The organism is Marinomonas gallaica, assembly GCF_049821165.1.
GTDB lineage: Bacteria > Pseudomonadota > Gammaproteobacteria > Pseudomonadales > Marinomonadaceae > Marinomonas > Marinomonas gallaica.
The window spans coordinates 1,357,563-1,370,047 of the sequence record NZ_CP187511.1 but is presented as its reverse complement, the minus strand read 5'-3'; the positions used below and the strand labels follow the sequence as shown (position 1 = coordinate 1,370,047).

Annotated in this window: 14 protein-coding genes, 1 tRNA gene and 1 pseudogene; 5 read left to right on the top strand and 11 right to left on the bottom strand. The window is 44.4% G+C overall.

Annotated elements, in window-relative coordinates; all coding sequences use genetic code 11:
- Position 1: 1 nt before the first annotated feature.
- The 4 genes from flgC to ACPUEK_RS06330 form a co-directional block, all read right to left on the bottom strand.
- Entirely contained in the window at positions 2–454 is a 453-nt protein-coding gene (gene flgC / locus ACPUEK_RS06345; protein WP_067031155.1) for a flagellar basal body rod protein FlgC, read from the bottom strand.
- A 2-nt stretch (positions 455–456) separates the two neighbouring features.
- The gene (gene flgB / locus ACPUEK_RS06340) at positions 457–852 is read right to left on the bottom strand and encodes a flagellar basal body rod protein FlgB (protein ID WP_425642694.1); all 396 of its coding nucleotides are present in this window, start codon (positions 850–852) and stop codon (positions 457–459) included.
- A gap of 189 nt (positions 853–1,041) precedes the next feature.
- Positions 1,042–1,875, bottom strand: coding sequence for a CheR family methyltransferase (locus ACPUEK_RS06335; RefSeq protein ID WP_067217150.1), 834 nt, complete (start codon positions 1,873–1,875; stop codon positions 1,042–1,044).
- 46 nt (positions 1,876–1,921) lie between these two features.
- Positions 1,922–2,854, bottom strand: a complete 933-nt coding sequence (locus tag ACPUEK_RS06330) for a chemotaxis protein CheV (protein ID WP_067031164.1) — start codon at positions 2,852–2,854, stop codon at positions 1,922–1,924.
- A 126-nt stretch (positions 2,855–2,980) separates the two neighbouring features.
- On the opposite strand from ACPUEK_RS06330, the gene flgA reads away from it, so the two are divergent.
- The 4 genes from flgA to ACPUEK_RS06310 all read left to right on the top strand — a co-directional run bounded on the left by flgA (position 2,981) and on the right by ACPUEK_RS06310 (position 4,769).
- Positions 2,981–3,670 carry a flagellar basal body P-ring formation chaperone FlgA gene (flgA, locus tag ACPUEK_RS06325; RefSeq protein WP_067217147.1) on the top strand — a complete coding sequence of 230 codons (690 nt, stop codon included), beginning with the start codon at positions 2,981–2,983 and terminating at the stop codon, positions 3,668–3,670.
- 110 nt (positions 3,671–3,780) lie between these two features.
- On the top strand, positions 3,781–4,095 hold the full coding sequence (gene flgM / locus ACPUEK_RS06320) for a flagellar biosynthesis anti-sigma factor FlgM (RefSeq protein ID WP_067031170.1): 315 nt from the start codon (positions 3,781–3,783) through the stop codon (positions 4,093–4,095).
- A gap of 17 nt (positions 4,096–4,112) precedes the next feature.
- A complete protein-coding gene (locus tag ACPUEK_RS06315; protein WP_425642693.1) occupies positions 4,113–4,589 on the top strand; it encodes a flagella synthesis protein FlgN in 477 nt (158 codons plus the stop codon).
- 104 nt (positions 4,590–4,693) lie between these two features.
- Positions 4,694–4,769: transfer RNA gene (locus ACPUEK_RS06310), tRNA-Arg, on the top strand.
- Between the two features lie 14 nt (positions 4,770–4,783).
- Here ACPUEK_RS06310 and ACPUEK_RS06305 read toward each other — a convergent pair.
- Positions 4,784–5,281, bottom strand: a complete 498-nt coding sequence (locus ACPUEK_RS06305; protein WP_231872565.1) for a methyl-accepting chemotaxis protein — start codon at positions 5,279–5,281, stop codon at positions 4,784–4,786.
- Between the two features lie 33 nt (positions 5,282–5,314).
- Positions 5,315–6,049, bottom strand: a pseudogene (locus ACPUEK_RS06300) (PAS domain-containing protein); the annotation flags it as partial.
- A 313-nt stretch (positions 6,050–6,362) separates the two neighbouring features.
- Here ACPUEK_RS06300 and ACPUEK_RS06295 point away from each other — a divergent pair.
- The gene (locus ACPUEK_RS06295) at positions 6,363–7,580 is read left to right on the top strand and encodes a TIGR03862 family flavoprotein (protein WP_139084470.1); all 1,218 of its coding nucleotides are present in this window, start codon (positions 6,363–6,365) and stop codon (positions 7,578–7,580) included.
- A 13-nt stretch (positions 7,581–7,593) separates the two neighbouring features.
- Here the strand turns inward: ACPUEK_RS06295 and ACPUEK_RS06290 are convergent, their stop codons facing one another.
- Genes ACPUEK_RS06290 through ACPUEK_RS06270 form a run of 5 tightly spaced genes read right to left on the bottom strand, consistent with a single transcriptional unit; the run spans position 7,594 to position 12,442 of the window.
- The gene (locus tag ACPUEK_RS06290) at positions 7,594–8,514 is read right to left on the bottom strand and encodes a LysR family transcriptional regulator (protein WP_425642692.1); all 921 of its coding nucleotides are present in this window, start codon (positions 8,512–8,514) and stop codon (positions 7,594–7,596) included.
- On the bottom strand, positions 8,505–9,521 hold the full coding sequence (locus tag ACPUEK_RS06285; RefSeq protein WP_425642691.1) for an ABC transporter ATP-binding protein: 1,017 nt from the start codon (positions 9,519–9,521) through the stop codon (positions 8,505–8,507). Before ACPUEK_RS06285 ends, ACPUEK_RS06290 begins: the two co-directional genes overlap by 10 nt.
- Positions 9,514–10,518: an ABC transporter ATP-binding protein gene (locus tag ACPUEK_RS06280; RefSeq protein WP_425642690.1), complete on the bottom strand. Its 1,005-nt coding sequence runs from the start codon at positions 10,516–10,518 to the stop codon at positions 9,514–9,516. Before ACPUEK_RS06280 ends, ACPUEK_RS06285 begins: the two co-directional genes overlap by 8 nt.
- A 2-nt stretch (positions 10,519–10,520) precedes the next feature.
- Entirely contained in the window at positions 10,521–11,411 is an 891-nt protein-coding gene (locus ACPUEK_RS06275) for an ABC transporter permease (protein ID WP_425642689.1), read from the bottom strand.
- A 53-nt stretch (positions 11,412–11,464) separates the two neighbouring features.
- A complete protein-coding gene (locus ACPUEK_RS06270; protein ID WP_425642688.1) occupies positions 11,465–12,442 on the bottom strand; it encodes an ABC transporter permease in 978 nt (325 codons plus the stop codon).
- Positions 12,443–12,485 lie beyond the last annotated feature (43 nt).

Below are 12,485 nucleotides of genomic sequence, written 5' to 3'. Positions count from 1 at the left end.
CTTAGGACTGACCTAAGGTCAACATTCTCTGCATCATGCTTTTTGCAGAGTTCATAATTTCAACGTTGGTTTGAAACGAGCGCGATGCAGACATCATATCGGCCATTTCTTCTACTGGATTCACATTTGGGTAGAACACATAACCTTCTTCGTTCGCCATTGGGCTATTAGGCTCATAACGAGGCTGAAGAGGGGCATCCGATTCCACGATTCCAGATACGTTCACCCCCATACCTGAAGCACCTTCCATCACATCATCCGAAGCATTCCAGCCACGATTTCGCATTTCTTGTGTCATCATTTGCTCGAACACAGGTTTGCGCGCACGATAGGTTTGATCAGCAGAGCTTGCCACACTATCAGCATTGGCAATATTCGACGCAACAGTATTCAGACGAATCGTTTGGGCACTCATCGCCGAACCGGAAATGGCAAAAATATTATTCAATGACATTATTATTGTCCTCCAGTCAGCGCTTTCTTCATGCCGCTGATTTTTCTATCTAAAAACATAAAGCTTGTGTCAAATTGCAACGAATTCTGAGTGAACTCTGCTTGCTCGCGCTGCATATCCACTGTGTTGCCATCTAGTGAGGGCTGACTTGGATTGCGATACAAGAGTTCGTCACTGCCGGCTAGAGAACTCTGACCAGCAATGTGCTGATCGTCACTGCCTGACAATGAAATGCGGTTTCTTTCAGTAGACAACATCGATTCAAACGACATATCACGCGCTTTGTAATTTGGCGTGTCTGAGTTTGCAATGTTGTTTGCTAGCACAGACGCACGTGCGGTACGAAACAACAACATTTGATCGTGCCCAGCAAACGCTTCTTTGAAAGAAATCGACATATAAACTCCGTAAAAGACAACTCAACATTCTTTATGCTTAAATACAAAGCAAATAAGATGCCAATAAAAAATAACCTTTATTTTCAACAAGATAAGAAACAAAAAGATCAAAGGTGGCAATAGGCGGCAAACAAAAAAACGGCAACTTAATATAAGTTGCCGTTTTCTGAAAACAGATGTAAACGAAGACTATTTCGCGCGGTAAACGATACCAGGATGACACTGAACAATTTCAAACATAGAGGACAAGCCACTTAACGCTTCAGAACCTCCTAGGAAAAGGTACCCTCCAGGATTCAGTGCCGAATGCATACGCTTTAAAATATCCAGCTTTGTATCAGCAGTGAAGTAAATAAGTACGTTACGACAAAAAATCACATCAAACTTACCTAACGACGAAAAGGAGTCAATCAAGTTAAGGTGACGAAAATCTACTCGTGAAGCAATGTTTGGCTTTACCTTCCACGTCGTATCACTCAATTTATCAAAGTAGCGCTTTTGGTTTTCAGGGCTCAAACCACGAGCAATCGCTAAACTATCGTACTCAGCCTGCTTAGCATGCTTGAGGATATTGGTACAAATATCCGTCGCCACAATACGTTCCCCAGCCTTAAGCAAACCAGGTTTGGACTGTTTAAGCTCTTCTAATATCATGCTGATAGAATACGGTTCTTGACCCGTAGAAGAAGCCGCAGACCAAATTTTTACTGGGCGCTTATCAAATTGAGGCAGAATAACGTCTTTTAAGATCTTGAAAGGATGCGCATCTCGAAACCATAACGTCTCGTTAGTGGTCATCGCATTGATCACTTCTTCCCGAAGTTTAGACGTACGACCACCTCGCGATAACGCATCGACCAACTCTTCAATTTTAGAGAATTTTTCGCGCTCCAATAGCTTACCCAAGCGACTGGCAACTAAATATTGCTTGTTATCGCTTAACGATATGCCACTCTCTTTCTCTAGGTATGTACGAAAGCGATCGTACCCTTGAGGCGAGATAGTATTCGAACTACTCAGCATTCATGCTCCTTAACAGCAAGTCACCAAATTTTACCGCTGCTTTTGTTTAAGCTTCTTCTTTTGCTGCAACGGTTTCAATGGCGATACGCGCAAGTTCATCAGGTTGGAATTTAGCCAAGAAGCCATCTGCTCCTACCTTTTTAACCATTGCTTCGTTAAACACACCACTTAATGAGGTATGCAATAGAATAAACAAGTCCTGTAGACGACTATCATTTCGAATCGCAGTCGTCAGCGTGTAACCGTCCATTTCTGGCATTTCGATATCCGAAATAACCATTGAGAAGTGATCTGTTACATCAACACCATCGCCCACTAAGTTTTTCAGGTAATCCAACGCTTCTTTACCATCACAAAGAACCGTCGTTGCAAAACCGACTTGCTCCATACAGCGCTTAATTTGCTTACGCGCTACAGAAGAGTCATCAACGATTAAGATATGATGTTCTTTGGCATTCAGTTGAACATCGTCGGTGACGATGCCGGTTGAAATATCTTGGCGCGTTGGCGCGACCTCAGAAAGGATCTGTTCGACATCAATGATCTCAACCATCTCTTTATCGACTTGACAAACAGCCGTCAGATAGTTGTCGTTAGACAGCCCTTTCGGCGGCGGCTGAATATCACTCCAATTCATGTTCACAATACGCTCAACACCACGCACCAAGAAACCTTGAATTCGACGATTGTACTCAGTAATGATCACAAAACAGTTTTCGATATTCTCAATTGGGCTGGCACCTGTTGCTAAACCTAAATCAAGGATCGGAATGGTGCCGCCACGAATATGCGCAACGCCTCTAACAACAGGACTGCTGTGCGGCATCGTTGTTAGCTTTGGACACTGTAGCACTTCCTTCACTTTAAAAACGTTAATACCGTAAATCTGCTTACCGTTCAGTCGGAAAAGCAAAAGTTCTAGACGGTTTTCTCCGACGAGTTGGGTACGCTGATTTACGCTCTCGAGAACTCCGGCCATAAAGCCTCCTAAAATATACGCTCAAATATGAAGGGAGAAACCCTATTGTTATGAAAACCCTTCATCAAATGATAGAGTGATTTTGTAATTTTTACTAACCCTTGTCGACATCCTTGGAGATTAACGATGGGTCGCGTCAAGCTTTTGACCATATTACTCTTTTTTCTATCTACTGGGAGTAGTGCGTCACAAATAGAAACTCAAATAGAACAATTCATCGCACAGGTTGAACACAAAAGGTTACAAAACACCTATCCCGATGCTCGAATTCATATTCAGGTTCAGAATAAAGTCGCATTAAATTACCTACCTGAGTGCAGTCACGATATACATATAGAGAACCAACGACCTGATGCAGTAAACCGTACGACCTATTCCATCAGTTGTGACGCTCCAACGTGGAAGTCCTATGTGCCTGTCGAGCAAAATATTCTTATAGAAGGCATCAAAGCCACGTCTCCTATTGGCCGCGGGGACCGCATTAATGAACAAAACACAGGCATCGGTGAAGTTGACTTATCATCACTTCGGGGCCACTTATATACCAGCTCTAATCCACCTTACGGATTGATTGCCTCGCGTAACATCCGTATTAATAGCTTCATAACAGATCATGTGACAGAGCGCCCAAATTTGGTAAAAAAAGGCAGTAACGTGTTAATAACGGCACAAAGCAACAGTATTGTTGTAAAAATGAATGGCGTGGCGTTAGAAGATGGCGTAAAAGGTCAGCAAATACGTGTAAAAAACACCAGTTCTGGTCGAATTATATACGGAAAAGTTGTCAGTGATGCTGAGGTTTTAGTAAACTACTGAGTAATAGCGACTTGCTATCTTCGGTTGGAAAATAGTTCAAACAAATATCTAAAGTTTGAACGCGCATGACCGATAACTGAGTTAGCGGACTAAATCTGGAGGCAAGCAACATGGCAATTAATATTTCTGGCGTAGGTACACAACCTGCCCTATCGACCAACAAAAATGAGCGTCTTCAAAAAGAAGAAGCAACCAACTCATCTCAGACTTCTAACGTAAACAGTAAAGAAGGTTTATCTGATGATACGGTTCAGCTAAGTAATGTAGCGCAATCTCTACAAGTCAAAGGCTCTGATTCAGAGGCAAATGTAGACATGGATAAGGTTGAGCAAATCAAGCAAGCCATTGCGGCCGGCGAATACAAGATCGATACAGAAAAACTAGCCAGCAACATGCTGTCTATGGATGCATTATTTAGCTCATAACGCGCTAAATTTTTATTATGATCCCGCTTGCCCCACTGCTTACCCAGATCAAAGAGAACCTCGAACAATTGTCCGAGGTTTTGTTGCGTGAACGTTCCGCGCTAGCGACCGCTACGCCAGATGATATTCTTCAACTTGCTTCCGAAAAGAAAACTTTGCTCGACAACATCGATACTGCGAATGCAAAACGTCACAGCATGTTAATCAAGTTTGGCATTCTTGATCACAAAAACCCTTCCGATGCACAGTTCCTAGTATGGCTAGATGAACAACCTAACATGAGCGATATAAAAGCCTTGGTAGAACAATGTAATACGCTACTCGACCAATGCAAACGCGAAAATAATACCAATGCTCGGATCTTAGCGACATTACAGAAACGCAATAAAACCTTGTTTGAGATGCTGCAAGGCCATAACCGCAAAAACAAAGTCTATACCTCAAACGGCAACACGCGCCCTATCAGCAGCAAGCATACAATTGGCCGAGCTTAGTAAGCGCCCGTTCCTCCTATTATTAAAATCTATATAAAACAATAAGCTAGATAGCAATATTCAGTATTGGTATATTCACATCAAATTGATATACTGCGCAGCATGTCCTCATAGGTAAACGGGATATACCTGCCGCCTCCTAAGCGGCTATTCCAGGTTCGAGTCCTGGTGAGGACACCATTCTCAGTTTTTCGTTAAGGACGCATTGCTTCGACCATCTGTACAAATTGCTCTACACCATCTTTGACTTCTTCAAGCCCTTTTGAGACATGAGCGATGCTTTCTTCACCATGCATAGCGATCCCTGATACAGAGGTTAATGCGCTATCAATACGTTGAATCAATTGATGATTGAGCTCAACAACTTTAGAAATCTCAGAAGTGGCATCAGAAGTATTACTGGCAAGCTGGCGCACTTCATCTGCTACCACGGAAAACCCTCGACCAGCCTCCCCCGCTCGAGCAGCTTCAATCGCAGCATTTAATGCTAATAAGTTAGTCTGATCTGCAATAGATCGAATCGTCACAACAATATCAGCGATGTTTTTAAACTGAGTCATTAACTGGTTGCCTACATTAGTCGCATCAGTCACTTGTGCAGCAATGTTTTGAGAGGTTTGCACAGCCTCACTTAATACTTGAACCGCATTGGTTGTAATTTGACTGGTTTGCTCTGAGGTCGCAGCAGCCATATCTACCGCGTTTAATGCAATGGACACCCGCTGAGTGATGTCTGAAGCAAATTTAATGACTTGGACAACGTTACCGTCTTCATCAAGAATCGGGTTATACGTAGCTTCCACCCATACTACGTCACCATTTTTATTAAATCTTTTAAAGCGGCCAATTTTGGACTCACCGCTCGACAGTGACTTCCAAAAGTTTGGATTATGTCGATAAAACTCATCATCGCAGAATATACGATGATGCTGCCCCTGAATCTCAAACATTGAATAGCCCATTACTTCTAAAAAGTTTTGATTCGCTTCAATAATGGTGCCATCCGGTTCAAATTTTATGACCGCTTGAGAACGATCTAACGCTTCAAGAATAGCTTCCTTGTCATCTAATTCATTTTGAGTTTCGGTCACATTATTACAGATTTTAATAACTTCTATGACCTGACCAGTTTCATTTTTAACAGGGAAATAGTTTGCTTCAAGGTATAAGGTTTTACCGTTTTTATGAAGGCGAGGGAACTTACCTGAAATGGTTTTACCTGATGCTAAATCGGACCAGAAATGTCGATACTCCTCAGAATTCACATACTTAGATGAACAAAATATTTTATGATGCTTTCCGACAATTTCCTCTAGAGAATAACCCACAGTCTCAAGAAAAATGTCATTCGCGTTGATTATATTGCCAGCTGAGTCAAAATTTATAAAAGCAGTATTCTCTCGAATCGCTTTCAACTCATTACGACAACGCTCTAGTTCCGTGCGTTGCTCTATGGCCATTTTCTCCACTGTCTTTTTTCGCTCTTTAGTAAAGAACATATTCCCCCCTTGTTTAACGCTGTTATCCCTGTTTCAGTCTGCTGATTTCCATAGAGCGAATGTCACCTATAGCTCAGTCTTTTTCATAAAAATATGCAAACTATCTGCACATTACAATGTATTTAAAAGCACTATTTGGATAAATTGCTGAAGCCGTTACCCAAAACACCAATCTATAGCCGTCACTTAACTTATCTTAAGCGACCCAGAGGGTGGCAGTTTCGGCGAAATTCGCTATTATGCCGCCTTTGATTTTTAAGATAGAGATCACTCAGTGAAGCAAGTCATCATCATTGGCGCAGGCCCAGCAGGTTTAATGGCAGCGGAAGTTATCCAAGCCGCAGGCCACCAAGTACATATTTACGATGCCATGCCCAGTGCCTGCCGTAAGTTTTTACTTGCTGGCATTGGTGGCATGAACATTACCCATTCTGAGCCTTTTGAAGATTTTATTACGCGCTACTATGAGAAATCACAGTGGCTAGAACCCTCTATCAAAGCCTTTAATGCCGACACACTACGACAATGGATTCATGACCTTGGTATTGAGACATTTGTCGGTACATCTGGGCGCGTCTTTCCTGAAAAAATGAAAGCGGCTCCACTCCTTCGCAATTGGCTAAAACGCCTAAAAGATGCAGGAGTAGAATTTCATATGCGCCATAAATTGATCGAATTAGATGGTCTCAATGCTACGTTCAATTATGAAGGCCTTGATAAGACCAAAAGTGCAGATGCGATACTATTGGCCATGGGGGGCGCCAGCTGGCCAAAGTTAGGATCTGACGGCAAATGGGCGAGCGTTTTGTCTCGTCAAGGTGTAGATATTACGCCATTAGAAAGTACTAATTGTGGTTTCTATAGCCGCTGGAGTGAGCACTTACAAACAAACTTAGCAGGCGCTCCGCTCAAAGGTGTTAGTTTTACGATGGCATTGCCAAACGGCCAAACTATGACTCAAAAGGGTGAGTGCATCGTCACACGCGATGGTATGGAAGGCAGCTTAATCTATGCGTTTTCAAAGTATCTACGTGACGCCATCAATCTACGCGGCGAAGGTCATCTGAGTATCAACTTATTGCCAGATTTGACCCATGAACAACTTGAACAAAAACTCAGCAATACCAAGCCCAAAGAGTCGCTAGCAAAATATTTGAAGCGGACGATTAAGCTCGACAGCATTAAATCGGCTCTGCTTTATGAAACCTACAAAAAAGAAGACTTCGATACCCCAGTAAAATTAGCACGTTGCTTACAAGCTATTCCGGTCTCATTTTATAAAACCAAACCCATCGATGAAGTCATTTCGACTGCCGGTGGCGTCAGCCAAACTAGCGTCAATCAATATTTCATGATCAAACGCTTACCCGGCGTATTTTGCGCCGGAGAAATGCTCGATTGGGAAGCGCCAACAGGCGGCTATCTACTGACAGCGTGCTTTGCAACAGGACGCCGTGCCGGCGAAGGGGTTTGTCGATTATTCGCTGAGTAAGCTCTAGCTTGTACTACAGCGATTGGTTGATTAACGATTGCCAAAATTGCGTCAAATTAGGGTTGTGGTTTGCACGCGCGCGATACAACCGAATCTCTAATGGCACATTCCAATTCACCGTCCCTGCCAACGCCAACGAACCGTAGTTAAGAGAGTCCGCTACCAAACGTTTTGGTAGCCAACCAATGCCAAAGCCCTCTTTCACCATCGCCTTAATACTGGCAGCATGAATGTTACTCGCCAATATCTGCAACTGCGGCACGTCATGCTGTCGCTGAAGATGATGCTGAACGGCGGGCGCTAAAAACGTCATATCATCATAAGCAATGTAAGGAATTGGCTGTTTTCGCGCTCCTGGCAATTCAAAAATAGGTCGCTTTTGCTTATCTGTCGCCACACATGGGACTAAAATCTCTCGGTCAATGGTGATGTATTCAAAGCGTTCTTCGTCCAATTCCTTTAAAAAACCAATCGCGGGATGCCAAAAGCACAGCATCACATCGCTCTCATTCGCCGTCATCGAGTTAATAAAGTCAGCACCAGCCCATGCACTCGACTTCATATTCACATCAATACTGATCCCTAAGGATTCACCTAACGGCTCTACAAATTCTCGGTAATAACCCAGAAATAACGACTGTGTAGTAACAAACCGTATTTGTGATTTTTCTTGCTCTTTGATTTCAAGACAGCGAGTTTTCGTATCCCTAAGCTGTCGAGTAATCAGTTCAGCACTTTGTAAGAATATTTCGCCTGCTGGCGTTAACGATAAAGGTAAGGTGTTACGATCCACCAATGTGACCTTCATTTCCTCTTCAAGCAACTTAATGCGACGGCTAAAGGTAGGCTGGGTAACATTCTGTTCATCTGCGGCACGGGAAAAGTGGCGCGTTCTTGCCAAGGCGATAAAGTCTTCAAGCCATCTTATTTCCATGCACGCCCCTCCTCTACCGCATGACACGCCACTTGGCTGCCATCCGTTTGTACTTGCATTAGAGGAATTTGTTCATAGCAGCGTTGGTTTACCAAAGGGCAGCGGCCACAGAAACTACAACCAGTCGGCTTTTCCAACGGTGTCGGCACTTCACCAGAAAGATGAATCGGCTCTAAGGCTAAATTATCTAAGCGCGGAATCGAAGACAACAGCGCTTGAGTGTAAGGATGCTTGGGAGAATTAAACAGCTGTTGGCGCGAGGCAACTTCACACACACGCCCTAAATACATGACCGCGACACGCGTCGCGAAATGCTCGACTACGGCTAAATCATGAGTAATAAACACATACGTCAAGCCCAGCGCTTGCTGTTTATCCATCATAAGGTTTAACACTTGCGCTTGAACGGACACATCCAACGCAGCTAAAGGCTCATCTGCAACGATCAGATCCGGCTCCACAGACAATGCACGTGCGATCGAAATACGCTGCCGCTGTCCTCCAGAAAATTCATGAGGATAGCGATCTTCTGCGTCACTGCTTAGCCCTACCGATATCAAAAGCTCTTCAATGAAAGCATCCACTTGCTGGCGATTCCAACCTGTGTGGTGCAACACAATCGCTTCGCGAAGAATTTGATACACCGTCATCCTAGGATTTAGCGAGGCATACGGGTTTTGAAACACCATTTGAATTTTTTGCCGATACGGCATGCGCTGCCGATCACTGAGATCATCAATACGTTCGCCTAAATACGCAATCTGTCCATGATCAGGACGCTCTAAGCCCATTAGCAAACGCGCTAAGGTCGACTTTCCGCAACCTGTTTCACCGACAACACACAAGGTTTCTCCCCGTTCAATGGTCAAATCAACCCCATTGATGGCAAAAACTTGATCCGATTTAACCGTTTGCGTTCGACCACTTAACCAACTCGCCCAGCGCCACCCATTGCGACTCCGAAACGCCTTTTCTACGCCTTGTATCGACATCAAAGGCTTAGTCATCAGCGTCCTCCTCACTGAGGGGTTCAAACGCTTGCAGCATGTCTTCAATCGCATAGCATGCAACCGTCGACACACCGCTAAAAATAAAGTTAGGCGGCTGTTGTCGACATTTATCCTCAGCGTACGGGCAGCGAGGATGAAAAGCACAGCCACTAGGCTGATCATTCAGCGGCGGCATATTGCCTTGTATCTGGTTTAAACGCTGACCAGGCAAAGCCATTTGCGGTAAGGCATTGAGCAACCCCTGCGTATAAGGATGCTGCGGATCATTAATAATTTCCAACGTAGGCCCTTGCTCCACAATACGGCCTGCATACATCACTAACGTGCGCTCAGCAATGCGTGACACCACACCAAAATCATGGGTAATTAAGATCAACGCAACACCATTGTCGGCACAAATCTGTTTTAACAACTGCAGGATTTCCGCTTGAATGGTCACGTCTAAAGCCGTAGTCGGTTCGTCCGCAATAATGATTTCAGGGGCAAGTAACAACGCAATCGCAATGATCACACGTTGCCGCATTCCTCCTGATAATTCATGGGGATACTGATCAAAACGCTGCGCAGGAGCCGCTATACGAACATGAGCGAGTTTTTCAATGGCCAGTTTTTTCGCATCGCTGTAGTTTATCCGCGTGTGGCTACGAATCGCTTCCACCATTTGATCACCCACGCTTAACACAGGGTTCAGGGTCACCATAGGGTCCTGAAAAATCATCGCAATTCTCTTGCCACGAATCTCTTGCCATTGCTTAGAGCTCAGTCTTGTCAGTTCTCGATCATCTAACTTAATACTGCCCTCAGCAATGAAACCAGGCTTCATAAGTAAGTTGACGATAGCGTAGCCTAAAAGGGATTTTCCCGCCCCTGACTCTCCGACAATGGCCAATCGTTCACCGCGCTCTAAACTCAAGCTGACATCATGCAACGCAACTAAGTCTTCACGACGCTGTTTGAATTTCACAGACAATCCATTGACCGATAACAAGCTCATCTCTAGCCCCTCGTGACTTGTGGGTTAAGATGATCTCGCAACCAGTCGCCTAATAAATTCATCACAAAAATCATTAGGATAAGCGTCACACTCGGAAACACTGAAATCCACCAAGCGCCCGAGAATAAGTAATTGAAACCAGATGAAATCAGCGCGCCCAAAGACGGCTGGTTAGGTGGCATCCCCAAACCAAGAAAAGACAACGCGGCTTCTGCCACAATCGCATTGGCAATCTGAATGGTTAAAATAACTAAAATCGGAGACACGGTATTCGGTAGAAGATGACGCAGCATAATGCGTGCTTTGCTTACGCCTAAAATACGCGCAGCATCGATGTACTCTTTTTCTTTTTCCGCAAACACACAGGCACGCACAGTCCGAGCAAAGATCGGCCATTCCGCCACCCCTAACACGATAATTAGCATTAGCATCGCCAATTGCTGGTACGCGGCATGACCAAACAACGTTTGAAAAACGGCCAATACAACAATCGCCACCATCATAGTAGAGAAGGACAACTGAATATCCGCTACACGCATTAGAAAAGCGTCTAAGCGCCCGCCTATATAGCCTGATAACAAACCTATTCCAACACCCAGGAAGACTTGAATCAACACCGCACATACACCAATGGTGAGCGATAAACGCGTGCCATGTAAAATGACCGACAACAAGTCTCTACCTTGCGTGTCAGTCCCCAATAAAAAGCGTGTATCCCCCGTTTGCCAAGCAGGTGCTAACTCCGCATTCTCCAAATTCATAAACTCAGTGCTGTTCACATCATAGGGGGCAAGCAACGGTGCCAATAACGCCACTAAGCAATAGAATGCAAAAATCAGTAAGGCAAACAGAGCCAACTTGTCTCCACGCATGGCAACTAAGACGTGACGCATCCGAGTAACTCGTTCACTGTTGCCTTGAACAGGAGGCCGATGTAAGACATTCATTAGCTGTACCCCGGAATACGAACACGAGGATTCACAAGACTGTATACAACATCAACCAAGGTATTGGTTACCACAAAGATTACACCTACAAAAATCAGGTACGTTGAAATAAGCGGCACATCGACTCGTGTTACTGCATCCATAAACAAAAGTCCCATCCCCGGCCATTGAAAAATACTTTCTGTCAAAATGGTGTACGCCACTAAGGTACCTAATTGAATGCCACCGACTGTGATCACGGGCAACATGGTATTTTTCAGCGCATGAATAAAATAGATCCGCGGCGCGGAAATGCCCTTAGCCCACGCATAGCGGATGTAATCACTTTGCAGAACATCCATCATTTCAGCGCGAATCAAACGAATAAAAATAGGCGTCAGTACAAACGCTAAAGACAAACTGGGTAATAGCAGATGCCGCAAACCATCACGATTGAACAGACCTGATTGCCACAGACCAAACACCGACGTGGTTTCACCACGTCCAAAACTTGGCAGTATCCCCCACTCTATGGCAAAAAAGTACATCAAAAAAACCGCAACGATGAAAATCGGCACAGAAAGACCTAACGTGCTAAACAGTAAAACCGCTCGCGATAAGAGGTTTTTGGGATGAATGGCAGCAAATACGCCTAAAGGAATCGCTAACAAAATGACCAGCACCAAGGCAGCAAAAGACAGTTCTAATGTCGCGGGTAAGCGGCTAGCAATAACATCAATGGTGGGTTCTTTATAATAATAGGAAGTCCCCAAATCCCCTTGAATCGCCCGCCCTAGAAAACGCCCATACTGGATCAACATCGGATCGTTCAGTCCCAGCTCTTGTTGCAAGGCTTCGCGCTGCTCCAATGTGACGGACTGACCAACCATCTGACGCACAGGGTCGCCCATTTTGTCTTGGATCATAAAGCTAACAAAACTAATGATCAGCAAGACAAACATGGCCTGCAATAGTCGCCGCCCGATAAAACTCAACATTCCGTAATTGCTCTCTTTTTATAACCCGCTGTCACACTACCGC

Bases quoted from the DNA above. Each gene is read 5' to 3' on its own strand.
- ACPUEK_RS06280 (WP_425642690.1), bottom strand. From the start codon at position 10,518: ATGAGCTTGTTATCGGTCAATGGATTGTCTGTGAAATTCAAACAGCGT.
- ACPUEK_RS06290 (WP_425642692.1), bottom strand. From the start codon at position 8,514: ATGGAAATAAGATGGCTTGAAGACTTTATCGCCTTGGCAAGAACGCGC.
- ACPUEK_RS06270 (WP_425642688.1), bottom strand. From the start codon at position 12,442: ATGTTGAGTTTTATCGGGCGGCGACTATTGCAGGCCATGTTTGTCTTG.
- flgC (WP_067031155.1), bottom strand. From the start codon at position 454: ATGTCATTGAATAATATTTTTGCCATTTCCGGTTCGGCGATGAGTGCC.
- flgA (WP_067217147.1), top strand. From the start codon at position 2,981: ATGGGTCGCGTCAAGCTTTTGACCATATTACTCTTTTTTCTATCTACT.
- flgM (WP_067031170.1), top strand. From the start codon at position 3,781: ATGGCAATTAATATTTCTGGCGTAGGTACACAACCTGCCCTATCGACC.
- flgB (WP_425642694.1), bottom strand. From the start codon at position 852: ATGTCGATTTCTTTCAAAGAAGCGTTTGCTGGGCACGATCAAATGTTG.
- ACPUEK_RS06330 (WP_067031164.1), bottom strand. From the start codon at position 2,854: ATGGCCGGAGTTCTCGAGAGCGTAAATCAGCGTACCCAACTCGTCGGA.
- ACPUEK_RS06315 (WP_425642693.1), top strand. From the start codon at position 4,113: ATGATCCCGCTTGCCCCACTGCTTACCCAGATCAAAGAGAACCTCGAA.
- ACPUEK_RS06285 (WP_425642691.1), bottom strand. From the start codon at position 9,521: ATGACTAAGCCTTTGATGTCGATACAAGGCGTAGAAAAGGCGTTTCGG.
- ACPUEK_RS06275 (WP_425642689.1), bottom strand. From the start codon at position 11,411: ATGCGTCACGTCTTAGTTGCCATGCGTGGAGACAAGTTGGCTCTGTTT.
- ACPUEK_RS06335 (WP_067217150.1), bottom strand. From the start codon at position 1,875: ATGCTGAGTAGTTCGAATACTATCTCGCCTCAAGGGTACGATCGCTTT.
- ACPUEK_RS06305 (WP_231872565.1), bottom strand. From the start codon at position 5,281: ATGGCTGCTGCGACCTCAGAGCAAACCAGTCAAATTACAACCAATGCG.